This is a genomic window from Xanthomonas rydalmerensis (genome assembly GCF_033170385.1).
Taxonomy (GTDB): domain Bacteria; phylum Pseudomonadota; class Gammaproteobacteria; order Xanthomonadales; family Xanthomonadaceae; genus Xanthomonas_A; species Xanthomonas_A rydalmerensis.
Window position 1 is genome coordinate 3,723,744 of the sequence record NZ_CP126170.1, and the last position, 26,047, is coordinate 3,749,790.

The 26,047-nt window shown below is 68.6% G+C and carries 22 protein-coding genes; 8 read left to right on the plus strand and 14 right to left on the minus strand.

Going from position 1 to position 26,047, the window contains the following annotated elements; genetic code table 11:
* Positions 1–73: 73 nt before the first annotated feature.
* On the minus strand, positions 74–1,459 hold the full coding sequence (locus QN245_RS15620) for a DUF763 domain-containing protein (RefSeq protein ID WP_317843610.1): 1,386 nt from the start codon (positions 1,457–1,459) through the stop codon (positions 74–76).
* A 176-nt stretch (positions 1,460–1,635) separates the two neighbouring features.
* Between QN245_RS15620 and QN245_RS15625 the strand changes: the two genes are divergently transcribed.
* Together QN245_RS15625 and QN245_RS15630 are read left to right on the plus strand one after the other, a co-directional pair.
* A complete protein-coding gene (locus QN245_RS15625; protein ID WP_317843611.1) occupies positions 1,636–2,265 on the plus strand; it encodes a DUF4291 domain-containing protein in 630 nt (209 codons plus the stop codon).
* A gap of 116 nt (positions 2,266–2,381) precedes the next feature.
* On the plus strand, positions 2,382–2,972 hold the full coding sequence (locus QN245_RS15630) for a hypothetical protein (protein ID WP_317843612.1): 591 nt from the start codon (positions 2,382–2,384) through the stop codon (positions 2,970–2,972).
* A 218-nt stretch (positions 2,973–3,190) separates the two neighbouring features.
* On the opposite strand, the gene QN245_RS15635 is transcribed toward QN245_RS15630, so the two are convergent.
* Together QN245_RS15635 and QN245_RS15640 are read right to left on the minus strand one after the other, a co-directional pair.
* A complete protein-coding gene (locus QN245_RS15635; RefSeq protein WP_317843613.1) occupies positions 3,191–5,707 on the minus strand; it encodes an excinuclease ABC subunit UvrA in 2,517 nt (838 codons plus the stop codon).
* 135 nt (positions 5,708–5,842) lie between these two features.
* On the minus strand, positions 5,843–6,484 hold the full coding sequence (locus QN245_RS15640) for an HD domain-containing protein (RefSeq protein WP_317843614.1): 642 nt from the start codon (positions 6,482–6,484) through the stop codon (positions 5,843–5,845).
* A 395-nt stretch (positions 6,485–6,879) separates the two neighbouring features.
* On the opposite strand from QN245_RS15640, the gene QN245_RS15645 reads away from it, so the two are divergent.
* Together QN245_RS15645 and QN245_RS15650 are read left to right on the plus strand one after the other, a co-directional pair.
* The gene (locus QN245_RS15645; RefSeq protein WP_255421658.1) at positions 6,880–7,140 is read left to right on the plus strand and encodes a hypothetical protein; all 261 of its coding nucleotides are present in this window, start codon (positions 6,880–6,882) and stop codon (positions 7,138–7,140) included.
* 325 nt (positions 7,141–7,465) lie between these two features.
* Positions 7,466–8,053 carry a hypothetical protein gene (locus QN245_RS15650; protein ID WP_317843615.1) on the plus strand — a complete coding sequence of 196 codons (588 nt, stop codon included), beginning with the start codon at positions 7,466–7,468 and terminating at the stop codon, positions 8,051–8,053.
* A gap of 269 nt (positions 8,054–8,322) precedes the next feature.
* Here QN245_RS15650 and QN245_RS15655 read toward each other — a convergent pair whose 3' ends face one another.
* The 7 genes from QN245_RS15655 to hflK form a co-directional block, all read right to left on the minus strand.
* Positions 8,323–9,264, minus strand: a complete 942-nt coding sequence (locus QN245_RS15655) for a restriction endonuclease (RefSeq protein ID WP_184644029.1) — start codon at positions 9,262–9,264, stop codon at positions 8,323–8,325.
* Positions 9,265–9,493: 229 nt separating this feature from the next.
* Positions 9,494–11,512, minus strand: a complete 2,019-nt coding sequence (locus QN245_RS15660) for a tetratricopeptide repeat-containing diguanylate cyclase (protein ID WP_317843616.1) — start codon at positions 11,510–11,512, stop codon at positions 9,494–9,496.
* 513 nt (positions 11,513–12,025) lie between these two features.
* Complete coding sequence (locus QN245_RS15665) at positions 12,026–13,261, minus strand: DUF1444 domain-containing protein (RefSeq protein WP_317843617.1); 1,236 nt, start codon at positions 13,259–13,261, stop codon at positions 12,026–12,028.
* A 138-nt stretch (positions 13,262–13,399) separates the two neighbouring features.
* Positions 13,400–14,692: an adenylosuccinate synthase gene (locus tag QN245_RS15670; protein ID WP_317843618.1), complete on the minus strand. Its 1,293-nt coding sequence runs from the start codon at positions 14,690–14,692 to the stop codon at positions 13,400–13,402.
* A gap of 267 nt (positions 14,693–14,959) precedes the next feature.
* Complete coding sequence (locus tag QN245_RS15675; protein WP_160971067.1) at positions 14,960–15,145, minus strand: DUF2065 domain-containing protein; 186 nt, start codon at positions 15,143–15,145, stop codon at positions 14,960–14,962.
* 238 nt (positions 15,146–15,383) lie between these two features.
* Entirely contained in the window at positions 15,384–16,250 is an 867-nt protein-coding gene (hflC, locus tag QN245_RS15680; RefSeq protein ID WP_160966319.1) for a protease modulator HflC, read from the minus strand.
* Positions 16,247–17,407 (minus strand): FtsH protease activity modulator HflK, encoded by a 1,161-nt coding sequence (gene hflK, locus QN245_RS15685; RefSeq protein WP_160966317.1) that lies wholly within the window; start codon positions 17,405–17,407, stop codon positions 16,247–16,249. The genes hflC and hflK overlap by 4 nt, the downstream gene beginning before the upstream one ends.
* Positions 17,408–17,549: 142 nt before the next feature.
* Here hflK and QN245_RS15690 point away from each other — a divergent pair, with 142 nt between their 5' ends.
* Positions 17,550–18,554, plus strand: coding sequence for an acrylyl-CoA reductase family protein (locus QN245_RS15690; RefSeq protein ID WP_160966315.1), 1,005 nt, complete (start codon positions 17,550–17,552; stop codon positions 18,552–18,554).
* An 82-nt stretch (positions 18,555–18,636) separates the two neighbouring features.
* Complete coding sequence (gene pilH / locus QN245_RS15695) at positions 18,637–19,014, plus strand: twitching motility response regulator PilH (protein ID WP_010340114.1); 378 nt, start codon at positions 18,637–18,639, stop codon at positions 19,012–19,014.
* Between the two features lie 360 nt (positions 19,015–19,374).
* Here the strand turns inward: pilH and QN245_RS15700 are convergent, their stop codons facing one another.
* Both QN245_RS15700 and QN245_RS15705 read right to left on the minus strand, forming a co-directional pair.
* Positions 19,375–20,262, minus strand: coding sequence for a DnaJ C-terminal domain-containing protein (locus QN245_RS15700; protein WP_048490191.1), 888 nt, complete (start codon positions 20,260–20,262; stop codon positions 19,375–19,377).
* A 135-nt stretch (positions 20,263–20,397) separates the two neighbouring features.
* Positions 20,398–20,865, minus strand: coding sequence for an Hsp20/alpha crystallin family protein (locus tag QN245_RS15705; protein ID WP_010341349.1), 468 nt, complete (start codon positions 20,863–20,865; stop codon positions 20,398–20,400).
* A 169-nt stretch (positions 20,866–21,034) separates the two neighbouring features.
* On the opposite strand from QN245_RS15705, the gene QN245_RS15710 reads away from it, so the two are divergent.
* Together QN245_RS15710 and QN245_RS15715 are read left to right on the plus strand one after the other, a co-directional pair.
* The gene (locus QN245_RS15710) at positions 21,035–21,517 is read left to right on the plus strand and encodes a peroxiredoxin (protein WP_317843619.1); all 483 of its coding nucleotides are present in this window, start codon (positions 21,035–21,037) and stop codon (positions 21,515–21,517) included.
* A 31-nt stretch (positions 21,518–21,548) separates the two neighbouring features.
* Positions 21,549–22,133 (plus strand): ferritin-like domain-containing protein, encoded by a 585-nt coding sequence (locus QN245_RS15715; protein ID WP_160966311.1) that lies wholly within the window; start codon positions 21,549–21,551, stop codon positions 22,131–22,133.
* 650 nt (positions 22,134–22,783) lie between these two features.
* Here QN245_RS15715 and pbpC read toward each other — a convergent pair.
* Together pbpC and QN245_RS15725 are read right to left on the minus strand one after the other, a co-directional pair.
* A complete protein-coding gene (gene pbpC, locus QN245_RS15720; RefSeq protein ID WP_317843620.1) occupies positions 22,784–25,177 on the minus strand; it encodes a penicillin-binding protein 1C in 2,394 nt (797 codons plus the stop codon).
* A 231-nt stretch (positions 25,178–25,408) separates the two neighbouring features.
* Positions 25,409–25,897 carry a sensor histidine kinase gene (locus QN245_RS15725; protein ID WP_317845380.1) on the minus strand — a complete coding sequence of 163 codons (489 nt, stop codon included), beginning with the start codon at positions 25,895–25,897 and terminating at the stop codon, positions 25,409–25,411.
* Positions 25,898–26,047: the final 150 nt, after the last annotated feature.

Below are 26,047 nucleotides of genomic sequence, written 5' to 3' on the forward strand. Positions count from 1 at the left end.
GCCCTGTCGCCGCTGCTGCACGGCACCCTGGATCCGTTAGCGTGCGGCGCAAGCCACCCGCCGCACGCGCCCCTCAGCTCGCGTGTGCGGCGCGCCGCTCCGCGACATCGTGCGGCGCCGGCTCCCAGCCGAACACGCTGCGCCCACCGTAGGCGTGCGATTGCGCACGCTCCTCGGCGATGTAGTCCTCCACCGACGGACCACGCGCGGTCGGCTCGAGCAGGCGGGCCTGCACGTCCAGGCGACGGATCGCCTCCAGCTTTTCCTCGCGCCCCAGCTTGGCCTGCGCCACCGCGGTCTTGAGCACGCCGATGGTGTGGTCGTAGACCCGCGTGGGCACCGGAAACGGATGCCGGTCCTTGCCGCCATGGGCCAGTGAGAACCGCGCCGGATCGCTGAAGCGGCACGGCGTGCCGTGCAGCACCTCGGCCACCAGAGCCAGCGCGCGCACCGTGCGTGCGCCCACGCCCGGCACCTGCAGCAGATCGGCGAAATCGCGCGGCCCACATTCGGCGGCAGCAGCCAGTGCGCCGTGCAGTCGCCGCACCACGACGTCGCTGCCGCGCACATCGTGGTGGTCGGGCAGCGACAGATGCGGCAGGTCGGCCGGCCGGCGCTCGGGCGCCGTCGCCGCTGCTGGAGCGAACAGGTCGCCGGTCTTGGCGAACAGCGCATCGGCCGGCAGCGCAGTGTCGGACCGTCGCTGCGCGGCGCGCGCCGGCACTGCGGCAACTGGCGCCGACGTTTGCGCCGCCTCCAGCGTGGCGTATTCGCGGGCGATGCGCTCCGGAGCCAGCGTCTGCAGCAGGTCCACCTGCGCCGCACGCGCGGCGGCGGCGCGATGATCGGCGAGATTGACGATGCGGCCCTGGCGCGGGCCATCGATCGCCGCATGCGGCGCATCGACGAAGCTGATCAGGCCTTCCGACAGCCAGTGATAGCGGCGCGCCTGCTTGCGCGCGCCGTGCATGCCCTGCTGCACCACCACCCAGCGCCCGTCGTCGCTGACGATGAAGCCATGCAGGTACAGGTCGAAGCCGTCCTGCACCGCGGCGCTGTCGACCTTGGCCACCAGGCGGCTGACGCGCGCCAGTTCCGCACCGTCCAGGCCGGTCCGCTCGCCCACCGCCTGCAGTTCGTCCGGCGTGGCCCGCGAATGCCGCCCACGGCCGCCGCACACATGGATGCCCAGTTCGCCGGACAGCGGCGCCAGGCCGCGCTTGAGCGCGCCGAGCACACTGGTGGTGATGCCGGAGGAATGCCAGTCCATGCCCATCACCGCGCCCAGCGACTGGAACCAGAACGGATGCGCCAGGCGCCGCAGCAATTCGTCGCGGCCATAGCTGTGCACGATGGCCTGGCACATCACCGCGCCGAGCCGGGTCATGCGCGCGCCCAACCAATGCGGCACGCGGCCGCCGTGCAGGGGCAGATCGGCGCTGCCGGAACGTCGGCTCATGGGGGCTCCGGGGAGAGGGACGCACCAGGGTAGCCAGTGCCGGTCTCAGCGCGCGAGCCTGGAGGCGAGCGCAGGCTGAGTGGTTCAGTGCGGCGCGCGCGAACGCAGCCAACCGACACGGGGGAGACGCGGCAGCAGATCGACGACGGTGTTGCGACGACGTAGACTGCGCACGGATGCATTCCGTTTCCTACGCTGCCTTGCAGCCCACTTGGCCCCGCCAGGGCCGTCACATCCTGGCGCGCTTCGACGCCGACGCGATCGATGTCTACCAGGCCTACCGCCCCGCAATCGCGCAGTTCGCGGTGGCCCATCAACGCTTCGGCGGCGAGTTCAGCTACGAGCGGATGAGCTGGATCAAGCCGAACTTCCTGTGGATGATGTATCGCGCCGGTTGGGCGCAGAAGCAAGGGCAGGAGCGGATCCTGGCGATCCGGCTGCCGCGCGTCTTCTTCGACGACCTGCTGCGGGCCGCGGTCCCGTCGACGTTCGATCCGGTGCGCTTCGCCAGTCATGCCGCGTGGAAGGACGCGGTCCAGCAGTCCGACGTGCGCCTGCAGTGGGACCCGGACCACGCGCCCGACGGCAGCGCGCTGCCGCGTCGCGCACTGCAACTGGGGCTGCGCGGCCAGGCGCTGCGCCAGTACGGCGAACGGCAGGCCATCTCGATCACCGACATCACCGATTTCGTGCACGCGCAGGCGGCGAACCTGCGGCACGGCGAGCCGGCGCTGCAGGTCCCACACGAGCGGGTCTACGTCCCGCCGGCCAGCGCGGCGCGGAACGTCGGGCTGGACGACCAGTAGCCGCCGTCGGCCGCAGCGCCGCACGCGAGCAGGCTCTCCCGGCGCGTCGTCACACACACGGCGCGCGACACGCACCGGGCATACTGCGCCTCAGGTCGACTGCCCAAACACGCCCGATGTCCTACGCCACCCTCCACACGCTGCTCGCCCCCTGGGGCGAACTGCGTCCGCAACCCGCATCCGACTGGCAGGGCACGTTGCCGCTGCCGCAGGCGCTCGCCGACTTCTATGCGCAGGTGGGGCCATGGGGCGAAACCCGCCACGCGCAGATCGGTCCGACCGGCCTGTCGCTGGAGATCGGCGGCAACCCGGTCGACATTCCGCCCTTGCACAAGCTGTGGCCACTGCAGGCCGGCTATCGCTGGAACGCGGTCGACGGCAAGCGACTGGCGGACTGGCCGGAGCACTGGCTGGTGATCGCGGACCAGGGCGCGGATCCGTTCATCCTGGACACCGCCAGCGGCGACGTCCTGTTCGCGTTCCACGGTGCCTGCGCGTGGCGACCCCATCGGCTGGCGGCCACGCTGGAAACTGCGTTCGGCGGCCTGGCAACCATGGCCAACACCATGGCCGAACTCGGCGACGATGCGTTCGACGACAGCGACGAACTGCTCGGCACGGCACGCACCGCGGTCGCCACGTCCCTGGCCGCCTATTTGGGCAGCACTCTCGAGGCCACGCGCTTTCTGGAAACGCTGGAGTGGTAGCGGGCTGAGCACGCAAAGGGGCGAACCCGGCCGGTTCGGCCTGCGGGTGGCGCCTTCGCAGGCGCGGGGATTGTCGGCCAGCGTCGAACTGCCGGGCTGACAATGCTCGTCTCGCAGGAAACCGGCTTCACCACCGGCAGCGTGGGCGGGCGCGGCGACGTGGGTTGCCCGTCGGCCGCTCCGACGTGGATTTACACCAAGCGACGCACGGTCACCGGCTACTCCGCCAACTCCGCCGCCAGAAACTGCGCGGTTCGACTGTCGGCCTGCCGCGCCACCACGCCTGGCACACCCGCCGCCACGACCTTGCCGCCCGCCCCACCCGCACCCGGCCCCATGTCGATGATCCAGTCGCTGGCCGCGGCCACGCGCATGTCGTGCTCCACCGCCACCACGGTGTTGCCCACCTCCACCAGCCCGTGCAACTGCCGCAGCAGCGTGTCCACGTCGGCCGGGTGCAATCCGGTGGTGGGCTCGTCCAGCACGTACACGGTGCCGCGGCGCTGCGCGCGTTGCAGCTCGCTGGCCAGCTTGATGCGCTGCGCCTCGCCGCCGGACAGCTCGGTCGCCGGCTGGCCCAGCCGCAGATAGCCCAGGCCCACGTCCACCAGCACCTGCAGCGGCCGCGCGATCGCCGTATCGTCGGCGAAGAACGCCAGCGCCTGCGCCACGGTCATGCGCAACACCTGCGCGATGGTGTGGCCGCGCAGTTCGATCTCCAGCGTCTTGGCGTTGTAGCGCGCGCCATGGCAGGTCGGGCACGGCGCATACACGCTGGGCATGAACAGCAGTTCCACGCTCACCGCGCCCTCGCCTTCGCACGTCTCGCAGCGGCCCTTGGCCACGTTGAACGAAAAACGCCCGGCATCGTACTTGCGCTTGCGCGCCGCCGGCGTGGCCGCGAAGCGCTTGCGCACATGGTCGAACAGGCCGGTGTAGGTGGCCAGATTGGAACGCGGCGTGCGCCCGATCGGCGCCTGGTCCACCTGCACCAGCCGCCGCACGTGCTGCAAACCGTCGGCGATGTAGCCATCGGTGGCGACGCGCGCGCCTCGCTCCAGCGGATCCAGTTCCTCCTCCGCCTCGGCCGGTGCCTGACCCAGTTGCGTGCCCAGCAATTCCACCAGCGCCTGGCTGACCAGCGAGGACTTGCCCGAGCCGGACACGCCGGTGACGGTGGTGAACACGCCCAGCGGGATGTCCACGTCCAGCGCGACCACATTGTTGCGGCTGACCTCGCGCAACTGCAGCCAGCCCTCCGGCGTGCGCGGCGCATGCGTCGCGGCCCGCGGCTCGGCGAACAGGTAGCGGCGCGTGGACGAGGCCTGCACCTGCGCCAGTCCCGCCGGCGGACCGCTGTACAGCACCTGCCCGCCGTGCTCGCCGGCACCAGGGCCGACATCGACGATCCAGTCGGCATGACGGATCACGTCGATCTCGTGTTCGACCACGAACAGCGAGTTGCCCGCGCCCTTGAGCTGATCCAGCGCGCCCAGCAGCGCCTGCGTGTCGGCCGGATGCAGGCCCGCCGACGGTTCGTCCATCACGTAGACCACGCCGAACAGTTGCGAGCGGATCTGCGTGGCCAGGCGCAGCCGCTGCAGTTCGCCGGGCGACAGCGTCGGCGTGCTGCGTTCCAGCGTCAGATAGCCCAGCCCCAGAGCCTCCACCACCTGGATCCGCGCCAGCAGGTCCTGGGCGATGCGCTGCGCGGCCAGCGCCTGTTCCGGATGCCGCGAACGGCCCTGCATGCGGCCTTCCGCCGCGGGCCGCAACAGGTCGGCGACCTCGCCGAGCGGGCGCTGCGACAGTGCGCCGATATCCAGCCCGGCGAAAGTCACCGACAGCGCCTCGCGGCGCAACCGCGTGCCGTCGCAGCTGGGGCACGCGGTGCTGATCAGGTACTGCGCCACGCGCTTCTTGATCAACGCACTCTGCGTGCTGGCGAAGGTGTGCAGCACGTAGCGGCGCGCGCTGCTGAAGGTGCCCATGTACGCCGGCTCCTGCTTGCGCTTGAGCGCGCGCTGGGTCTCGGCCAGGGTGAAGCCGGGATACACCGGCACGGTCGGCTGCTCGTCGGTGTACAGGATCCAGTCGCGGGTCTTCTTCGGCAGCTTCGCCCACGGCACGTCGACGTCGTGGCCGAGCGTGGTGAGGATGTCGCGCAGGTTCTGCCCGTGCCAGGCCGGCGGCCACGCCGCCACCGCCCGCTCGCGGATGCTCAGCGAACGATCCGGCACCATCGATGCCTCGGTGGCGTCGTAGATGCGCCCCAGGCCGTGGCAGGTGGGACAGGCGCCGGCCGGCGTGTTCGGCGAGAAGCCGTCGGCATGGATGATGCCCTGCCCCGGTGGATACGTGCCGGCGCGCGAATACAGCATGCGCAGCGAGTTGGAGATGGTGGTGACGCTGCCCACCGACGAGCGCGTGCTCGGCGCGCCGCGATGCTGCTGCAGCGCCACCGCCGGCGGCAGGCCGTCGATGGCGTCCACGTCGGCGACGCCGGCCTGGTCGATCAGACGCCGCGCATACGGCGAGATCGAATCCAGGTAGCGCCGCTGCGCCTCGGCGAACAGCGTGCCGAACGCCAGCGACGACTTGCCCGAGCCGGACACGCCGGTGAACACCACCAGCGCGTCGCGCGGCAGCTCCACGTCCACGTCCTTGAGGTTGTGCTCGCGCGCACCACGGACGCGCACGAAGCCGGAAGCGGCGAAAGCGGAAGGCGTGGACATGGGCGGGACCGGCAACGCGAAGGAGCACGCAAGCTTAGCCGCTCGGCCGCCATGGGCGTGTCGTGGCGACTGTGCTGCGACGCGCCCGGTCTCTCATCGGCGCAGAACGGCACGCAGTCGCCCGTGACGCAGGTCTCAACCCAACGCGGGCGCCGCCAGCGTGTCGGCGTCCGCGTCGCGCGCGGCCAACGCCTGCATCCGCGTCACCGCACTGGCGAAGGCGCGCAGCACCGCCACGCCGCGCTCGGCGTAGATCGCATGCAGCGCCTGGTAGTACCACAGCGTGCCCTCACGGCCGGCGGTGAAGCGCTCGAACACTGCCGCCCCGACCTCTGGGTCTTCCAGGTCGGCGACGATGCTGCGCGCGTTGTAGAGCTTGTCGCAGGCCGACACCAGCAGCACCGCGTCCGGGGCATCGGCCAGATGCGCCAGATACGCCTGCTTGCGGATGCGCCAGTCGCGGCGCTTGGCCGGCACGTCCGCGGGCGCCGCCTTGCGCTCGGCGGTGGCGTCGGTGCAGGCCATCACCATGTCGGCCACTGCCTCGCCGAACTGCGCACGGATCACCGCCTCGTGGCCGGCGCCGCAATCCTCGACCACGTCGTGCAGCAGCGCTGCGATCGCCTGGTCCTCGTCGCCGCCGGCCTCCAGCACCAGCGTCGACACACCCAGCACGTGACTCAGATACGGCACCGTGCCGCCCTTGCGGAACTGGCCGGCGTGGGCGATGCGCGCGTAGTCCACAGCGCGCGCGTAGCGTTCGGTGAGAGCAGTCATGCGGCGATCCTGACGGAACAGGTCGGCATTATCGCCAAACTTGCCCGCGTAGGCGCGTGCAGGCGAGCGCGGGCACGGCGGCCGTTCAAGCTGCCCTGCCCCGGCGCTGCATCGCAGACCGCTCGATCGCCACGCCCCGGCTGACGTGCCCGACCTGGCACTGAAAGGCGGCCTGTAAGCACAACACAGCTGCAGCGCACGCAAGAAGCCCTCGCCTTAGGCAACCGGTTGCTGGTAAGAGATACCAGGCAGGGTCCCTGCGTCCCGCAGCGCCTGCACATTACTTTTCCCCCGCACCGCGTTAACGTGGCGCTTGGAAAGATAGGATGGTCTTGCCTAACCTACCGCCCACTCGATACACACGCATGAACGCAGCGCCGAGGATGCAACCGACCATGATCACCGACACCGCCCACGCCGTGGACGACACCGCCACCGACAGCGCCCCGATCCCGCCGGCCCGCCGTGCCGCCATTTCCGGCCGCGCCGCCGCGCACAGCGTGTACCGCTCGCCGCTGTCCGCCGATGACGCCGGCAATGACGCGCTGCGCCTGCGCGAACAACGCGCCAAGCGCGCGGCGCAGGTCGCCGCGGTCGGCACCGTCGCCGCCCTGGCCGCCGTGGCCCTGATCGCCTGGCGGCGCGCAAGGCGCTGACCGCGCAACAGCACCAGGCGTTCCGTATCATGTGCCTTTTCGAGACCAGCAGCTCCTGGCCCAAGGTCACCCGCGAAAACCCGGCTAAGGGCACCCTGAAAGCGGGCGTCTTCCCCGAAACGAACCGCAGGGCTTTCGCCTGCGCTTGGAGCGCCCGCCAGGAACCGATTAGGCGACGCTTACGTTGAAAGGTGTTGGTGCCTATTTCGTCGATCTAGGCGTGAAGCGGGCGATGGAGGAGTTACGGGGACATCGGTGGACCGCTGTATCACCTACGCTGAGGCCGCCTTACGCAATGCAGTCAACTTAATCGCCTAACCATCGGATGCCCACCTACGCTATCGAAGCCCGCTCGTTCTGCGTCGTCGGCATCGCCAGTCACAACTTCTGGGTGCTGCGCGACGAACAAGGCAACGCATTGGCGGAACTGCACGGTCTGGCCACCGACCGTGCGACCGGCCATGCCATCCCGATCGGTACCGACGAAGCCCGACACTCTCTGCGCGCCTGGCATTACCCGCACACCCATGAGTACGCCCAGTCCATCGGCGCCCAGATCGACTCGACCAGTTTCCTCCGCGACGACCAACCGTCGCGCATCGTCGTGACTGGCGACAAGGACCATATTCTGGCGCGATGGAACGCTGCCGTGCAGGCAATCGCCGAGCTCAACGCGATGGACCTCGACTATCCGAGGTACGGCATCAAGCTCTTCGGCAAGACCATCAACAGCAATGCCGCCTACCGAACTTTCGGCGAACTGATGGACGTGCCGGTGCCGGCATTTTATGGTCGGCTAGCACCAGGCCTCGCCAGTTGCATGCTGGACCGCGAACGCACCGAAGCCTTGCGCTATCGTGAGCAGTCGGCGCTGGATCGGCGAGGCACTCCGTTGATGGGAAACCACGCATAGAACCCATCCAAAGTACCGCTGGCGGCCAGACCTCCAGCGATAGCTAAGGCGAGGCACGTGCCGAAGCGTTGACATCAGCGCCTGCTCACGAGCACGCAGCTTGCTCCGCGCTCCTCGACGTCCTATCAACACGTAGACCAAGCAAACTTTTCCAGCGGCGAGTAAACGCGCACCTATCGAACTGGAGAGCCTTCAACCACGGCTTGATGGAATGGCAGACATTGCCATGCGGAACTGACCGCAGAAAGCAGCCAAATAGTCACTACCGGTCAGGCACCGCTCTCCTCAAAGAAATCCGAATCAATGCGCTTCAACTCATAGACACCTACCCGGCTGACGCCCACACCGTAGTCAACCATTAACCCAGTCAGTTCTGTGCCGTCGATCAAGATGATCTTGGTGTTGATCGACTTCACGTAGTCCCGCGCATCACGACTGTAAGTCGATGTGGTGATAAAAACGCCTTTGACCGCGCGCTGTCCTTGGAGCGCTCCAGCGAATTGCTGGATATCGGGCCGCCCCACCGTTCCCTCCCAGCGCTTAGCCTGGATGTAGATCGCATCCAGCCCCAAACGATCTTCTTTGATGATGCCATCGATGCCGCCGTCGCCGCTTTTTCCGATCGCGCGACCTGCATCGTCGAGCGAACCGCCATAGCCCATGGCGACCAGCAACTGCACAACCAGCCTCTCGAAAAAAGCTGGCGATGCCGATTTGACTTGATCAAGCAACTCGAGTTCAAGCCGCTCCCGCAGCGCGCGATAGGCCGATGCCATCTGATCCTCTGGCGTTTGTAGCGTCACCAAGTCGGAAGATTCCTCAACGGCGCCGGCCTTGACTGGGTCCTGATCCCCGACATTCTCACGCCGCCGGCTACGAAACTCTTTGAACGCCTCGTATCGCAGCAGTGTTTCCAATCCAACTGATGCCGGATTGGAGGCCAGTAGTTGTAGCCCTTCCGCTGTGATCGTCAGATAGCCACGCTTTGGCGCTTGAACAAGCCCTGCCTGCTTCAGGTAAGTGTTCGCCCATCCCACTCGGTTGTTGAAGAGTGGCGCTGTACCACTAGGCAGTAGTTCATTGCGCTCTTCTTCGGTGAGCTTGAACACCTCAGCCAACGTCTCGACAACATCGCGAAGCCGGTGCTCTTTGCGATCTGCGATAAGCCGTAACAACGGCAGCATGATGGTTTGGAAGTCCGGTATCGCCACAAAGCCCCCGATCCTGAAGAACAGTTCCTTAGAAGGTAACCATTCTAGATCAGCAAGGCATCCGAGTACCTGCCATCAGCAAGCCGGAATGCGCTGCTCTCACAGCACTGACAGCGCCAATGGCTGATGCGATCCCTGACCAATCGCAACGTAAAGGACTTCGTGTAGCCAATCTTTAAAGCGGTAGCATCTCAAGATTCAAAATACAAAACATGTTTGAGAGAATTGCTCAAGCCACACCTTGCCCCGCCACAAACACCACCCCATCGCCCCCACCCCCACTCTGCAGCAACCGCCCCTCTGCCTCCAGCGCCTCCAGCGACACATCGGCGCCGAGATCAGTCGCCCCACCTTCCAACGTCAACCCCACCCAGCGATCGCGGCCGGCATGCTTGGCGCGGTACAGGGCGGCGTCGGCGATGCGCAGGCTCAGCGGCCAGTCGCCGCCGGGGTGGGCGGGGAACAGGCTCACGCCCATCGACACGGTGAGGGCGATGCGTCCGGCTGGGCGCATCAGAGGGTCGACCTGCAGGCGTTCGCGTAGGCGGCGGAACAGGCGCGGGGCGTCGGCCAGGGTGCCGCCGGGGCAGATCCACAGGAACTCTTCGCCGCCCCAGCGGGCGATGACGTCGGAGTTGCGCGCGCACTCGCGCAGCAGGTCGCCCAGGTGCATCAGCGCGTGGTCGCCGCCTTCGTGGCCGTGCAGGTCGTTGACGCGCTTGAAGTGGTCGATGTCCAGCAGGGCGATCAGCAGCGGTTCCTGCGTACGTTCTGGCGTCGCGGCCGCCTCGCGCGCCTGCAGCCAGGCGGTGACGTAGCGTCGGTTGCGCAGTCCGGTGAGCGCGTCCTCTTCGCTCTGGCGGCGGATGGTGGCGGTGAGCTGTTCCAGTTCGCGGTGCTGGGTGTGGATCTCGTCGTTCTTGCGCGCCAGCTCGGCGTTGACGCGCCGGCGTATGCGGCCTTCGCGCACCTTCAGCAGGAAGAAGCCGGCCAGCGCCAGCAGTGCGGCCAGCAGGCCGTAGAGCACGCTGCGCTGGCGCTGTTCGCGCGCCTGCAGTTGCGCGTAGGCGGCCTGTTCGGCGGCGCGGGTGCGGCCGAGCGCAGCCAGTTCGCTCTTCTTGCGCGCTAGGTCCACCGCCGACTCGAGCTGCGCGATGCGGGTCTTGGATTCGACGTTCACCGCTTCGTCGTTGACCGCCTTGTACTCGCGCATCAGCGCCAGCGCTTCACGGTCGCGGCCGAGCGCGTCGAGGTTGTCGATCATGCGTGGATACAGTTCCAGCCGCCGCGTCACGTTGTCCGACTGCGCGAACAGTTGCCGCGAACGCTCGAACGCGGCGGCCGCGGCGTCGCGCTGGCCGAGGTCGGCCAGGGTGGCGCCGAGGGTGGAGTAGACGATAGCCCCTTCGCCGTTGTCGCCGTGATCGCCGTTGTGCGCGGCGTTCTCCAGCGCTGCGGCGGCTTCGCGCAGCAAAGGCAAGGCCTCCTGTGGGCGATGCTGGCTGGACAGCACATTGGCGAGGTTGTTGAGCGGACCGATCAGCGAAGCGTTGCCGTCGGCGCGCGCCGCCACCAGCGCCTGCCGGTAGATGGCCTCGGCGTGCTGCAGCTCGCTGGCGCCTTCGTAGGCCGCGCCCAGATTGCCAAGTACGGCTGCGCGCGGTAGCCCCTTGCGGGGCTTAGCGTCATAGGCGGCCAGCGCACGCTGGCCGTAGGCGATCGCCTTCTCCCATTCGTGCGCGTAGATGAACACCGCGGTGGCGTTGTGCAGCATGGCGGCGTCGTCCGGTTTGCCCAGCGCCTTGCCCACCCGCTCCACCTCGAGCAGGGCGGCGATGGCGTCGGGCATGCGACCCTGCTGCGAGGTCACCACGAACACAATCTGGTTGGCGTTGTATTCCACCAGGTCGGGATGCTTGCGCACCTTGGACAGGGCGATGCGGGCCACGCGCAAGGCGTCGTCCTGCGCGCCCATCCGGTAGTAGGACGCGGCCAGCTGCCGCCACAATTCGGCGATCTGCGGCTCGTCCGGTAGTTCCTTCTCCAGCCGCCGCATCTCGGCTTCGAGTTCGGCAATGCGCGCGGCGTTGCGCGGCTGCCAGATGGCGCCGTTGAGCTTTTTGAACAGACGCACCCGCTGCTGCGGCGACAACGGCTGTGTGCGCAGGGCCGAGCCGAGGGTGACCACCGTCTCCGGCTTGCCGGCGGCGGACGCCGCGTCCACCAGTTCCAGGCCGAGGGGAATCAAGCCCCGCTTGTCGGCCGCAGCCTCCCACGCCGGCATACCCATGCGTAGCGCGGCCGCCGGGTCTTCGGCGCGCACGGCCTCTACGCAGGCCGGCAAGGCCTGCGCTGGCGCACAGGCGGGCGTTACCACCGTCTGTGCCGACGCGTTCGGCGCGAGCACAACCCACCACAGCAGCGCTCCGAGCGACTGCCAAACCAAGCGACTGCGCACTGCATTCTCCCCCAAGATGCCACGGCCCACGCCGGAGTCCTGGGCGCGGCGGCTGCCGGCGCAATCTGGTTCCCCGCGTGTCGCTGTCGATGTGCAGCGACGCCGATCCGTGCGCTGCTATCGGCTGCACTGGCGATTTCTTGAGCCCCGCTCGTCCACCCTCACCCGCCAAACATCGGCGGCGGTCTGCCTTCCCACATGTGCTACGCATGCGGCGAAAACGCGCCATGTCCAATTCCGCATGCCCGCTCACGCATCCGTCGCGACAACACCGACGCGAAGACGAAGACCCGCGCCTTGTACCTAAACCGGGGGCAATTGCCGCAGTTGCTCGGCGCTGGGGAAGCTGCGCACGCGATAGCGCGGCGGATACAGGGTCGGCTGACGCTCCATCAGCGCACCGAGCAAGGCGAATGCCGGCTCCCACTCCGCAACCGTCACATCCGCTTCGCCGTCCTCGCGCGGGACGACGAAGGCGATGTGGTCGGTCCTGGGCAGCAAGGTGTCCACGCCCTCGGTCCAGGTGCCGACCGACACCTGCCGCGTGCCGTCGTGACGGTCCTGGTAGACGTTGAACGAGGCCACGAACACATCCACGTCGTTGGCCTCGTGCAGCTTGTCGAGCAGCGCCTTCTGGCCGGCGTAGGCGGGCGTATCCAGCATCCGCCGCAGGTCGGCCTGGCGCTGCCGGTGCTCGGGCGCAGTCAGCGCGAACGGCACGATGCGGCGCGCGTCGTCGTAGGTGAAGGCCAGCCAGGAGATGCAGCGGCCATGCTCGGCCGCTTGCAGGCTCAGTTCCAGCATGAGGGCCATGGCCACGTTGTCGCGCTCGCCGACCACCAGCAGGCAATCGCGCGTGGGCAGCATGAACACCGGGCGCCCCGCCACCGGCGCGCGATGCAGCACGTCCGGCAGCAAGGCGCGGCTGGTGTCGTAGGCGTCGTACCAGGCGCCGCGGAACACGCCGGGAGCGACTTCGGCGAAACGGTCCTCGGTGGCGTCGCGCAGGTTGTCGCGGGCGATGGCCAGGCCCTCGTCCAGGGAGATGCCCCACTCCGGCCGCGGCCCGGCGATCAGGGTGGACGTCGAATCGGGCAGGTCCAGCGCCAGCAGCTCGACGCAATCCTCGCCGATGTCGCGGCAGGCATAGGGGAACGGCACGTCCATGCCCTTCTCGCACCGCTGCTCCAGGCGCAGGTCCTCGAACATGCCGCGGTTGCGGATCACCGGCATCAGCGTGGCGCGCAGTTCCTCGAAGCTACGCTGCTGGCGGCTCTCCTCCTGCTCGTTGAGGAAGGCGGCGACATAGCTGTGCAGCGCCTCGTCGCGCCGACGCCGATCGGCGTGGGTATAGGCGTGGTAGGCATTGTGCAGGTGGATGGTGCGGCCGTTCTGGCCGACCAGGCGGAACGCGTCCGGCTGGTACGTCAGGGGTTCGGCATAGCCGCGCGCCTGCAGCGTCTCCAGGAACAAGCGCGCGAACGCATCCGGGCCAGGCGGCTTGCGGTTGAACAGCGTGTCGAACAGGCCATTGAACATCGGCGGTCTTCCTTGGAGTCGGGTGCGCACAACGCGCCGTCGCAGGCGCATGGCGCGGGTGGCTGCGGGCCCGCCATCCTCTCGCAAAAAAGCCCCGCCGAGGCGGGGCTTTCGTGAACGCCGCAGCGCGCGCCAGGATCAGGCGAACGGATCCTGCAGCACCATGGTGTGGTCGCGGTCCGGGCCGGTGGAGACGATGGAGATCGGGCAGCCGGCCAGTTCTTCCAGCGCGCGCAGGTAGGCGCGGGCGGCAGCGGGCAGCTTGTCCCACTCGGTGATGCCGTGGGTGTTCTCGCTCCAGCCCGGGAACTCCAGGTACACGGGAGTACACTCTTCCCAACCCTGCGCGTCCAGCGGCGCGTACTCGGTGCGCTTGCCGCGGTATTCGTAGGCGATGCACACCTTCAGCTTCTCCATGCCGTCGAGCACGTCGAGCTTGGTGATGCACAGGCCGGAGATGCCGTTGATGGCCACCGCCCGCTTGAGCGCGACGATGTCCATCCAGCCGCAGCGGCGTGGGCGGCCGGTAGAGGCGCCGTACTCGGCGCCGCGGTCGCGGATGCCCTGGCCGATTTCGTCGTCCAGTTCGGTCGGGAACGGGCCGCCGCCGACGCGCGTGGCGTAGGCCTTGGCGATGCCCAGCACGTAGTCGATGTCCTGCGCGCCCACGCCGGTGCCGGCCAGCGCGCCACCAACGGTGGTGTTGGAGCTGGTGACGTAGGGATAGGTGCCGTGGTCGATGTCCAGCAGCGCACCCTGCGCGCCTTCGAACAGCACGCGCTTGCCCTGCTTGCGCAGGTCGTGAAGGATGCCGGCGACGTCGAACTTCATCGGCTGCACATACTCGCCGAAGGCCAGCGCTTCGTCGAAGGTCTTCTGGAAGTCGACCGCTTCCACGCCCAGGTACTTGGTCAGCACGAAGTTGTGGTAGTCCAGCGCGGTGCGCAGCAGCTCTTCCAGCTGCGGCGGGTAATGCAGGTCGGCGACGCGGATGCCGCGGCGCGCCACCTTGTCTTCGTAGGCCGGGCCGATGCCGCGGCCGGTGGTGCCGATGGCCTTGCCGCCGGCGGCCTTCTCGCGGGCCTGATCCAGGGCGATGTGATACGGCATGATCAGCGGCGCGGCCGGCGAGATCTTCAGGCGCGAACGCACTTCCACGCCGGAGGTCTCCAGCTCCTCGATCTCCTTGCGCAGCGCGGCCGGGGAGATCACCACGCCGTTGCCGATCAGGCACAGCGCGTCGTCGCGCAGGATGCCGGACGGGATCAGGTGCAGGACGGTCTTCTTGCCGTTGATGACGAGGGTGTGGCCGGCATTGTGGCCGCCCTGGAAACGCACGACGGCACCGATTTCCTCGGTGAGCAGATCGACGATCTTGCCTTTGCCTTCATCGCCCCACTGGGCGCCGAGCACGACAACTGACTGACCCATGGCTGGGTAACTCCTGGTTTGCTGCGCGACCGTCGGGGCCACGCGGATGTGGTGGCCGTGCGGGGTCCGACCGACACCAGCGCGGTTGCTCCATCGGGGAGCGTCCAGGCGGCGGCAAGACCCATACACGGAAAAAGCCGGTCGAGACGCTCGCGTGGAGCGGGCCCGGCCGGCTTTTGTGCATTATCCGGGTTTTGGGTGGCGGTCACCACCCCTTCCCCCGCCGCGTTCAGCGACCTGCCCGACGGCAGCACTCGGGATGCGGGGTCAGCCGCGAACCCATAGCAAGGCGATCAACCCCACCGCCAGGGCCACCCCGCCAGCGATCCGCAATTGTGTGGTCGGCATGGCCAACATCTGCTGCACCATCCGCTTCCAGGCCTCCGGCGCCACCAGCAGGATCAGGCCTTCGAAGACGACGACCAGGCACACCGCGGCGATCAGATCGTGCATGGAGTCTCACAGGCAGAAGGAGATGGCGTGTGCGCGTCAGCTGGAGAGCCCGCATCCTGTAGGATGCGGCTTCAGCCGCGACAGGGTCTCCCAGAAAAGTCCGGACGCGGCAGGCGTTCCGCGAACCCTGTCGCGGCTGAAGCCGCTCCTACAAAGGAAGGCGGCTGCGGCCAACCGATAACGGGACCGGGAACCCGCTCTTACGAATCCCCAATCCCAACTCCCCAATCCCCGCCCCTCAGCGATCGCTCTTGAGGTACTGCAGGAACGGATCGTTCTTGTCGAGCACGATCACGCCGTTGCCGTCGGCCATGGCGCCGCGATAGGCCTCCAGGCTGCGGTAGAAGGCGTAGAACGACGGGTCGGCGGAGCCGGCCTTGCCGTAGACGCTGGCCGCCTCGGCATCGCCTTCGCCGCGCAGCTTCTGTGCATCGCGCTCGGCCTCGGCGACCAGCACCGTGCTCTCGCGGTCGGCCTGGGCACGGATGGTCAGCGCCTGCTCCTCGCCCTCGGCGCGGAGCTTGGCCGCTTCCTGCTTGCGCTGCGCGCGCATGCGCTCGTACACGTCGGTGATCACCTGGCTGTCGGTCGGCAGGTCGATCTGCTTGATGCGCAGGTCGACGATCTGCATGCCCAGGGTCTTGCTCGCCGCGTTGATCGCCACCAGCTGCTTGGCGATCAGTTCGCTGCGGTCGCCGGACACCAGCTGCTGCAGGGTGCGCGAGTTGATCTGGTTGCGCAGCGAATCGGTGATGATCGGCGCCAGCAGGCTGTTGGCCACCTTCTCGTCGCCGCCCTGGGTGGCGCGGTAGAAGGCACGGACGTCGGAGATGTAGCCGATGGCGAAGAAGCTGACGCTGACGTCCTTCTGCTCGGCGGTGAAGTAGCGCGCCGGGGTGGTGTCGATCACCTGAAAGCGGCGGTCGAACATGCGCACCGACTCCACCAGCGGCACCTTGAAGTGCAGGCCCGGCTTGAGGTCGGCACGCACCACGCGGCCCAGGTTCAGCACCATCGCCGCCTTGTCCTCGGGCACCACGAATACCGAGCTGAGCAGCGCGAACAGCGCGACGACGGCAATGCCCGCCCACAATGACAATTTCATCGCTGGATCTCCTCACGGCCGGTCGGGCGCGGCGTGCGCTCCGGGTTGCGGACACTCTCGGCCGAACTGCTGTTCAAGGACGGCATCAACACCTCCTGCGGCAGCGTCGGCACCGTCGGCAGCGATCCGCCGGTGGTCGGCGAGGTCGGCGGGGTCGACGTGGCGGGCGCCTTGCCCTCGGCCGGCATCGGCACATAGATCAGCTGGCGGCCGTCGCCGCCGATGACCTTGCGGTTCTGCGCCAGCACCTGCTGGATCGTCTCCAGCCACAGCCGCTTGCGGGTGACCTCCGGCGCGTTCTGGTACTGCTGCTGCAGCAAAGTGAAGCGCTCGGCGTCGCCCTGCGCGCGGGCGATCGCCGCTTCCTTGTAGCCTTCGGCGACGGTGCGGGTGCGTGCCGCCTGGCCGCGCGCCTCCGGCACCACCTTGGCGGCGTAGGCCTGGGCCTCGTTGATCAGCCGCTCCTTGACCTGTTGGGCACCGTTGACCTCGTCGAAGGCCGACTTCACTTCTTCCGGCGGACGCGCGTCGGGCAGGGTCAGGCCGGTCACGATCAGACCGGTGTGATAGGCCTTCAGCGCGGCCTGCAGGCGCTCGCGCGCGGCCACCGCCATCGGCCCGCGGTTGTTGAGCACCGTATTGAGATCCGAGCGGCCGATCTGTTCGCGCACCGCGCTCTGCGCGGCCTGCTCCAGCACCAGGTCGGCGTTGCGCGCGCCGAACACGTAGGTGCGCGGGTCTTCGACCCGGTACTGCACGTTGAGCGAAACGTTGACGATGTTCTCGTCGCCGGTCAGCACCGGCAACTGGCTGTCGAAGGTCTTGATGCGGGTGGCATCGACCTTGCGCACGGTCTCGATCGGCCACGGCAGCTTGAAGTTCGGGCCCGGCTGCAGGATCCGCGAGAACTGGCCGAAGCGCAGCACCACGCCGCGCTGCTGCTCGCCGATCAACTGGAAGCTGCTGAACAGCAGCACCAGCACCACCGCGCCCAGGATCCAGCGGCCGATGCCGCCGCCGTCGCCGAACAGGTCCTTCAACGGACCGGGCAACCCGCCCCATTTTCCTCCCCCATTGCCGCCACGAGGCGCCCAGGGACCGCGCCCGTGATTGTCGGGGCCGTCTCCGCCCTTGCCGCCAGGTGTATTCCAGGCCATGCATGCTCCAAGAAGGAAGGTGGCGACGCGTCGGTCACGCGCCGCTCACCGGATAATGAGTCGCCGATTCTACTAGATGGGGCAGACCCGCCGTTTCGAAAGGGTATCTTGGTGCATTCCTGCGTGCCGACCAAGGTGTTCCATGTCCGTTCCCGCCCAGTTCTCCGCCTTCCGCATCCACCAGGACGCGAGCGGCTACCACGCCGGCCTCGTCCCGCTGTCCCTGGACCAGCTCAACGACGGCGAGGTGGTGATCCGGGCGGCCTGGTCGTCGGTGAACTTCAAGGACGCGCTGGCCGGGACCGGCCAGGGCAAGATCCTGCGCCGCTTCCCGCTGGTCGGCGGCATCGACGTGGCCGGGCACGTGGTCGCCTCCAGCGACCCGGCGTTCAAGGAAGGCGATACGGTGCTGGTCACCGGCTGCGGCCTCAGCGAGACCCGCGACGGCGGCTACAGCGAGTACGTGCGCCTGGAGTCCAAGTGGGTGGTGTCGCTGCCGGCCGGGCTGAGCCTGCGCGAGAGCATGGTGCTGGGCACCGCCGGTTTCACCGCGGCGCTGGCGTTGCTGCGCCTGCTCGACAACCGCCAGACTCCGGCGCACGGTCCACTGTGCGTGACCGGCGCCACCGGCGGGGTCGGCTCGCTGGCGATCGACATCTTCAGCCGCGCCGGCTTCGAGGTGCATGCGGTCAGCGGCAAGGCCGACCGCGCCGAGCAGCTCAAGGCCTGGGGCGCCACCCAGGTGCTCGGTCGCGAAGCCTTGCAGACCAAGCGGCCGCTGGAGTCGGTGCGCTTCGGCGGCGGCCTGGACAACGTGGGCGGGGCGATGCTGACCAGCCTGCTGGCGCAGACGGCACCGTACGGCAGCGTCGCCAGTGCCGGCCTGGCCGCAACCGCGGAGCTGGACATGACGGTGATGCCCTTCATCCTGCGCGGGGTGTCGCTGCTGGGCATCGGCTCGGCCGGCACCGCCCGCGACCTGCGCGACCGCATCTGGCAGCACCTGGGCAGCGACTGGAAGCCGCGCCATCTGGACACGATCTGCACCCGCGAAGTCGACCTCGCCGGCCTGCCGGAGGTGTTCGCGACAATGCTGGCCGGGCAGTCGTTCGGGCGCACCGTGGTGCGGCTGGATCCGGGCGCGTAGCCACGCCGACGCTTTGTGACACGCAACGCTTTCCGCCCTCGCGCCGCTGCCACTACACTCCGAGCTTCCTAGGGGGAAGCACATGGCACGCATTCTGATCGTCGACGATTCGCCGTCGCAGTTGCTGGGCATCCAGCGCATCGTGGAAAAACTGGGGCACGAAACGATCACCGCCACCGACGGCGCCGCCGGCGTGGAAGCGGCCAAGGCGGCCTTGCCGGACCTGGTGCTGATGGACGTGGTGATGCCCAACCTCAACGGCTTCCAGGCCACCCGCACCCTGCGCCGCGAGCCGACCACGCAGAACATCCCGGTGATCCTGGTCACCACCAAGGACCAAGACACCGACCGCATGTGGGGCATGCGCCAGGGCGCCCGCGCCTACATCACCAAGCCGTTCTCCGAGGACGAGCTGTACGAGGTGATCGAGCGCGTGTTCAGCGGCGAGGATGCGCCGTAGAAGCCGGGAATCGGGATTGGGGATTGGGGATTGGGGATTCGTAAGGGCGGGTTCCGGGCGGCGTTTGAGCACGCAGCGTAAGGCCGCATTGCAATCGGCGCCCCTTGTAGGAGCGGCTTCAGCCGCGACAGGCGCTACCGGTAACGCCTGTCGCGGCTGAAGCCGCTCCTACGCAGGCCATGCGGTTTCGCTGGCGCCGCGCCGCATTGCGCAGATACGTGTGCAGGGCCGCCTCGCGCAAGCCGCGATGGCCGGTTTATCGGGACCGCATCGCGGCTGAAGCCACTCCTACGACGCCACAGAGCGAGGGGAGCCCGCTTTTGCGAATCCCCACTCCCGACTCCCCAATCCCGGCACCACTCACACGGCCTCGCCAAAGGCCTTGGCCAACCCGCGATACGCCTTGCGCTGTGCTTCGGTTTCCGGCGCCGGCGCCAGTACTTCCAGTTCGACGATCTGGTCGCCCGGCGGGGTGCCGGGCAGGCCGCGGCCGCGCAGGCGCAGCTTGCGGCCGGCGTCGGACTCCGGCGGGATCTTCAGTTCCACCGCCCCGCCCAGGGTCGGCACGCTGATGCTGGTGCCCAGCGCTGCCTGCCACGGCGTCACCTGCAGGGTGTAGAGGATGTTGCGGCCGTCCACCTCGAACTGCGGATGCGCGGCGTACTCGATCTCCAGCAGCAGGTTGCTGCCGCCGTTGCCCTGCCCGCTCAGCCGGATCACCTGGCCGGGGCGCACGCCCTTGGGCACGCGCACGTCCAACTGTTTGCCGTTGATGGTGATGCGCACGCTGTCGCCGGCGTACACCGCCTCCAGCGGCACCGCCAGCTTGGCGCGGGTATCGCCGCGCGGTGCACCGGGTCCCGGACCGGGGCCGGCGCCGCCCTGGCGGGCGCGCTGCTGGCGGGCGAACAGGCTCTCGAAGAAATCGCTGAAGCCGCCGCCGGCGCCACCGTTGCCGAACACTTCCTCGAAGTCGAAGCCCTGCGCACCGCCGTAGTTCGGCGGCGCGTGGAACTCCTCGCCCGGGCGGTAACCCTGCGCGCGCAACTGGTCGTAGGCGGCGCGCTTGGGCGGGTCGCGCAAGGCCTCGTAGGCCTCGTTGATCGCCTTGAACTTCTCTTCGGCCCCAGGCTCCTTGCTGACGTCGGGATGGTACTTGCGCGCCAGCCGCCGGTACGCGGTCTTGATCTCGGCATCGCCGGCGCTGGGTTCCACGCCCAGGGTCGCGTAGTAATCCTTGAATTCCATCCATCACCTCAAAAAGAGTCGGCCCGCCGCCTTGCGGCAACGGGCCGGTGGCATGCATTGCGCCATCGCCCGGCCATTCTACGGCCGGCCGCGAAGGCGCGGCGTCGCGATGGCGACGCCGCTGCGAGCGGGCGCTTACTGCACGATCGTGGCCCCGGTATCGACCTGGATGCGGCGCGGCGTGCTCGCCGGTCGCTTGGGGATGCGCACTTCCAGCACGCCATGGTAGCCGGTGGCGGAAATGCCGTCCGGGTCGGCGCTGTCGGGCAGCGCGAAGCGGCGATGGAAGCTGCCGTAGCGGCGCTCGATGCGCGAGAAGCGCTCGGTATCGGCGGCCGATTCGCTCTTGCGCTCGCCCTTGATCGAGAGGATGCCCTTGTCCATCGACACCTCGATCTCCGACGGATCGATGCCCGGCAGGTCGGCGTACAACACGAAGCGCTCCGGCTCCTCCTTGATGTCCACGCGCGGCACCCACTGCGCGGTGACGACGGCCGATTCGTCGGTGCCGCCGTTGGGGTCGAAGAAGCGGTCGAACACCTGCTTGATCTCGTTCTGGAATGCGGCCTGGGCCGGCCACTGGCGATAACGGACGATGCTCATCGTGGTCTCCTGAAACGTGAATGAGGTACACCCCGGAGGGGACGGTTCGCGGCGGCGGGACCGGCCCGCCGTCCATGCCCGTCAGATAGGCCTGCCGCCGCGCTTTTCAAGGCGTTGACGCCACCTTCCCATTTCCGTTTCTAGACTCGGTTCATCCAAGGAGCCCGACATGCCCATCCAGATCGGCGAACGTATTCCCGAAGTGGTGCTGCAGCACATCCGCGACGGCGTGGAAGCCGTGGACACGCGCAGCCTGTTCGACGGCCGTCGCGTGCTCTTGTTCGCGGTGCCCGGCGCCTTCACCCCGACCTGTTCGGAGAAGCACCTGCCCGGCTATGTGGAGCACTTCGAGGAGTTCCGCAAGCGCGGCATCGAGGTGTACTGCATGGCAGTCAACGACCCGTTCGTGATGCAGGCCTGGGGCAAGAGCCAGCTGGTGCCGGACGGCCTGCAGATGCTGTCCGACGGCAATGGCGACTTCGCCAAGGCACTGGGTCTGGAACTCGACGCCAGCAGCTACGGCATGGGCGTGCGGGCGCGCCGCTTCGCGCTATACGCCGACGACGGCGTGGTACGTGCGTTGTTCGTCGAGGCGCCGGGCGAATTCAAGGTCTCCGCCGCCGACTACGTGCTGCAGCATCTTCCCGACTGATCCCCTCACCCACCACAGGAAACGGCCAGCCATGTCCAACAAGCCAGCCACCCCGAACACCGACGCCAAGCCGCTGCAGCACACCGCCGGCCTCACCGACACCGCCACCCTGCGCGCCAACGCCCGCCAGAGCATCGAGGACGGCGCGATCACCAAGAGCTACAGCGCCGACCGCGAGGCGGTGATCAAGATGCTCAACGACGCGCTCGCCACCGAGTACGTGTGCGTGCTGCGCTACTACCGCCACTACTTCATGGCCGCCGGCATGCTCGCCGACGCGGTCAAGTCCGAGTTCCTGGAGCACGCGCAGCAGGAACAGGCGCACGCGCACAAGCTCGCCGAGCGCATCGTGCAGCTGGGCGGCGAGCCGGACCTCAACCCGGACACGCTGACCGCGCGCTCGCACGCCGAGTACAAGGAAGGCGAGGACCTGCGCGACATGGTCAAGGAAAACCTGATCGCCGAGCGCATCGCCATCGACAGCTACCGCGAGATGATCAACTTCGTCGGCGACAAGGACACCACCACCAAGCGCATCCTGGAAGAGATCCTGGCCCAGGAAGAAGAGCACGCCGACGAGTTCTCGGACATGCTGGAAGGCTGGATCGGCAAGTAAGCCGGCTCAGGCTTTATGCTCTCTCGTAGGAGCGGCTTCAGCCGCGACAGGCGTTCCCGATGGATTCTGTTGCGGCTGCAGCCGCTCCTACGTTTTTTCTCTTCGCGATACACAAATCTCAAGCGAAAGCAAAGGCTTTCGCCCTTACGGGCGAGTTACTTTTCTTTGCTAGCGCAAAGAAAAGGTAACCAAAAGAAAGCGCGCCCTGCCTTCGCGCCCTCCGCGCTGACGCGCTCCGGGTCCGCGTCCATCCCGGGGATCCGCGGAAGGGGCTTGGCTGCTTCGCAGCCAAGTCCGGGGCAGTCGCCTCACGGCGCCAGCCCGCCCGCCGGGGCGAAGCAGTGCTTCGCCTTTTCCGGCGAGCCCTGCCCTGCCGCGGACGGCGCACATCCATGTGCGCCGCCCTTCGGGTGTTTCCCCGCGATGGCCGCCGCTTCGGAAGGGAACCCGGCAAGTCAAAAGCAAGAGCGACAGCAGCAGCCAAAGCCAAAGCCAAGCGACCGCCCCCACAGGGACTCGCGGTTATCGGTGTCCGGGAGCGATGTGGGAGGGACTTCAGTCCCTAGTGCTTCCGAGGTCAGATCGTCCGCCTACTCTGGTCGTCGTGGTTGCATGACTGTTGGCTTCTACGAGCGCGCACCACCCGATGCTCAGCGCAACACGCGGAACCGGACCTGGGTCCAGGCGCCGTTGCTGGCCAGCGCGGTCAGGGTGTGGTCGCCGGCATCGGCGAAGTCGCGCTGGAAGGTGCGTGCGCCCTCGGTGCGGGCGATCCAGCGGCCGTCCAGCAGCCAGTCCACCGGCATGCTCGTGCCCAGCGCGCGCACCTGCAGACGCACCGTGGCGCTGCCCGGCGCACGCGCCAAGGTGGCGCGGTCGTTGAGGCCTTCGATGCGCAGCACGTCGCTGCGGCCGCGGCCGTCGTCGCGGCAGTCCGGCGCCAGCGCCGGCAGTTGCCCGGCCTGGCGCTCGCTGGCGTGCAGCCACGGCGTCAGCAGCGCCGGCCAGTGCGCCAGGTCGCGGGTGACCGTCTCGTGCGGCTGCGCGCAGTCCGGCGACAGGCGCAGGCCGCTGTGCGCGTCCACCTGCACGGTCTCGCGGCCGGCGCTCCACAGCCGTGCATCGCGCTCGGCGAAGGTCGGCGGCACCGCGCCGTCCAGCGCGTAGGCAGAGAAACGGCGCTGGCACAGCGCCGGCGGCGTCTGCTCGGCGGCGATGCCCAGCGGCCAGCACACGTCCACCTGCTGCACGTTGGCGGGCATCGGCCGCGCTGCGGTGTCGCCACGCAGGCGTGGCAGGCTGTCGATCGTCTCGAACATCAGCGGCAAGGCGGTCACCGCGCCGTACTGGCCGGGCAGCGGTGTGCCGTCGGGGCGGCCCACCCACACGCCGACGGTGTAGCGGCGGGTACTGCCGATCGCCCAGGCGTCGCGGTAGCCGTAGCTGGTGCCGGTCTTCCAGGCTACGCGCGGGCGCGTGCCGACGTCGAAGGTGCCGATGCCGTAGCCGGGACGCGGATTGGCCTCAAGCATCTCGCGTACGATCCAGGCCGCGCCGGGCGACATCAGCCGCCGCTCGATGCGCTTGTCGGACGCGCTGTAGCGCACGTGGCCGGCGATGCCGTCGCGGTTGAGCGCGGCGAAGGCGCCGACCAGTTCCTCCAGTTTCGCACCGGTGCCGCCGAGGATCAGCGCCAGGTTGGGCGTGCTGCCGCGTGGGAACTTCAGGCCGATGCCGGCGTTGCTCAACCGCGCGGCGAAGCGCGCCGGCCCGACCCGGTCGAGCAGGTCCACCGCCGGCACGTTGAGCGACAGGCGCAGGGCGCTGGCGGCGCCGATCGGGCCGTTGAAGGCTTCGTCGAAATTGCCAGGGCGGTAGTCGCCGAAACTCTGCGGCACGTCGACCAGCAGGCTTTCGGAATGGATCAGGCCGTCGTCCAGGGCCATGCCGTACAGGAACGGCTTGAGCGTGGAGCCGGGCGAGCGCCACGCCTGCACCATGTCCACGTCGCCGAGCCGGCGGCGGTCGCCGAACTGCACCGAGCCGATGTAGGCGCGCGCCTGCAGGTCTTGGTTGTCCACCACCAGCAAGGCGGCGGAGGTGCGCTCGGGCAGTTGCGAGAAGTAGGCGCTGACCCGGTCTTCGAGGGTGCGCTGCAGGTCGGCGTCGAGGGTGGAGACGATGTGCGCGGCGTGCGGGTGTTGCTGGCGCAGGCGTTCGGCCAGCAGCGCGGCGTGCAGCGGCGTCTGCAGCGAGCGCGCCACCACCGGTTCGATGCGCGCATCGTCGACCTGCGCGCGCGGCCACACGCGCAGCGCGACCATGCGTTCGAGCACCTTGTCGCGCGCCACGCGCGCCGCTTCCGGATGCCGGTCCGGACGCAGCCGGCTCGGCGCCTGCGGCAGCACCGCCAACAGCGCTGCCTCGGCCTGCGACAGGCGCGCGGCCGGTTTGCCCAGGTAGGCCCAGCTCGCCGCGTCCACGCCTTCGATCGTGCCACCGTAGGGCGCGCGCTCCAGGTACAGCTGCAGGATCTGCCGCTTGCTCAGGTGCGCTTCCAACTGCAGCGCACGCAGCGCCTGCTGCGCCTTGCCCCAGGGCGTGCGCGTGCTGACCTCGGGCGGCATCAGGATGCGCGCCACCTGCATGGTCAGGGTGGAGCCGCCGGAGACGATGTGACGCGAGAACAGCCACTGCTTGGCCGCACGCAGCAGCGCCCAGGGATTGATCCCGGGGTGGACCCAGAACCAGCGGTCTTCGTAGTTCAGCAGCGCCTGCAGGTACAGCGGCGAGACGCTGTCCGGCGTGGCCGGATAGCGCCAGACGCCATTGCCATCGGCGAAGGCGCGCAGCGGGGTGCCGTCGGCCGCCACCACCAGGGTCGAGGTGTCGCGCGACTTCGGCAGCGGCAGCGGGAACGCGAGATCCAGCAACAGCAAGGTCGACAGCAGCGCCACCGTTCCCCAGCGCAGCCACGGCAGCAGGCGCGTCCAGCGCCAGGGGCGCCGCGCGGCGTGCGGAGCGGCGGTGTCGTCCAGTGGCATGCGTGCTCCCGATGGAAGCGGCCATTTTGCCTGTTGCGGCGGCGAGGCGGGAGTGGGAATGCTCCTGCGCGTGCGACGTCGTCGGCGATGCGCGGCTCGGAACACCGCCAACAGTTCGCGGTTGCCGCGACGCGATTGGACGCGCCGCTCCTACAACGGCATTGAGGCTCCTGGAGACGCTCAATGCCAGCACGTAGTGCACAGGCTAGATCCCGCCGAACGCCCCCCACCCTACGCCAGTGGCAGCCGCAGCGTCGCCACGCTGCCGGGCGCATCCGTGCGCGCCTCCAGGCTCAGGCTGCCGCCCTGCGCCTCCACGATCTGCCGCGACAGCACCAGGCCGATCCCCGAGCCACCGGGCTTGGTGGTAAAGAACGGCACGAACAGGTTGTCGCTGGGCGGCAAGCCGGCGCCGCCGTCGAGCACCTCGATCAGCACACTGGCGCCGTCGCCGCGCGCGCGCAGCGTCACCGGCGCGCTGCCGCCGGCTTCCAGCGCGTTGCGCAGCAGGTTGATCAGCACCTGCTCGAGCTGGTCGGCATCGGCGCGCGCGTGCAGCGCCGGTGCGATCGCGAGCTGCACCCGGGCGTCGTCCAGCAGTCGCTGCACGCGCGCGCACAGCGGCGCCAGCGCCACCGGCACCGGGACCGGCGCGGGCAGCCTGGCCAGCCGGGCGTAGCCGCCCAGGAAACGCTGCAGGGCGGCGCTGCGCTGTTCGATCACACCCAGGCCGTTGTGCAGATCGGCCTGCAATTCGGCGTCGAGCGCCTGCGGCGCGGCCGCCAGCAGCCGCGCGAGGGTGTCGGCGATCGAGGCGATCGGCGCCAGCGAATTGTTGATCTCGTGGCTGAGCACGCGCAGCAGGCGGCG

Bases quoted from the DNA above. Each gene is read 5' to 3' on its own strand.
- QN245_RS15690 (WP_160966315.1), top strand. From the start codon at position 17,550: ATGTCCGTTCCCGCCCAGTTCTCCGCCTTCCGCATCCACCAGGACGCG.
- QN245_RS15645 (WP_255421658.1), top strand. From the start codon at position 6,880: ATGATCACCGACACCGCCCACGCCGTGGACGACACCGCCACCGACAGC.
- QN245_RS15635 (WP_317843613.1), bottom strand. From the start codon at position 5,707: ATGTCCACGCCTTCCGCTTTCGCCGCTTCCGGCTTCGTGCGCGTCCGT.
- QN245_RS15715 (WP_160966311.1), top strand. From the start codon at position 21,549: ATGTCCAACAAGCCAGCCACCCCGAACACCGACGCCAAGCCGCTGCAG.
- QN245_RS15670 (WP_317843618.1), bottom strand. From the start codon at position 14,692: ATGGGTCAGTCAGTTGTCGTGCTCGGCGCCCAGTGGGGCGATGAAGGC.
- pbpC (WP_317843620.1), bottom strand. From the start codon at position 25,177: ATGCCACTGGACGACACCGCCGCTCCGCACGCCGCGCGGCGCCCCTGG.
- QN245_RS15700 (WP_048490191.1), bottom strand. From the start codon at position 20,262: ATGGAATTCAAGGATTACTACGCGACCCTGGGCGTGGAACCCAGCGCC.
- QN245_RS15705 (WP_010341349.1), bottom strand. From the start codon at position 20,865: ATGAGCATCGTCCGTTATCGCCAGTGGCCGGCCCAGGCCGCATTCCAG.
- pilH (WP_010340114.1), top strand. From the start codon at position 18,637: ATGGCACGCATTCTGATCGTCGACGATTCGCCGTCGCAGTTGCTGGGC.
- QN245_RS15640 (WP_317843614.1), bottom strand. From the start codon at position 6,484: ATGACTGCTCTCACCGAACGCTACGCGCGCGCTGTGGACTACGCGCGC.
- QN245_RS15650 (WP_317843615.1), top strand. From the start codon at position 7,466: ATGCCCACCTACGCTATCGAAGCCCGCTCGTTCTGCGTCGTCGGCATC.
- QN245_RS15620 (WP_317843610.1), bottom strand. From the start codon at position 1,459: ATGAGCCGACGTTCCGGCAGCGCCGATCTGCCCCTGCACGGCGGCCGC.
- QN245_RS15625 (WP_317843611.1), top strand. From the start codon at position 1,636: ATGCATTCCGTTTCCTACGCTGCCTTGCAGCCCACTTGGCCCCGCCAG.
- hflK (WP_160966317.1), bottom strand. From the start codon at position 17,407: ATGGCCTGGAATACACCTGGCGGCAAGGGCGGAGACGGCCCCGACAAT.
- QN245_RS15710 (WP_317843619.1), top strand. From the start codon at position 21,035: ATGCCCATCCAGATCGGCGAACGTATTCCCGAAGTGGTGCTGCAGCAC.
- QN245_RS15665 (WP_317843617.1), bottom strand. From the start codon at position 13,261: ATGTTCAATGGCCTGTTCGACACGCTGTTCAACCGCAAGCCGCCTGGC.
- QN245_RS15630 (WP_317843612.1), top strand. From the start codon at position 2,382: ATGTCCTACGCCACCCTCCACACGCTGCTCGCCCCCTGGGGCGAACTG.
- QN245_RS15675 (WP_160971067.1), bottom strand. From the start codon at position 15,145: ATGCACGATCTGATCGCCGCGGTGTGCCTGGTCGTCGTCTTCGAAGGC.
- hflC (WP_160966319.1), bottom strand. From the start codon at position 16,250: ATGAAATTGTCATTGTGGGCGGGCATTGCCGTCGTCGCGCTGTTCGCG.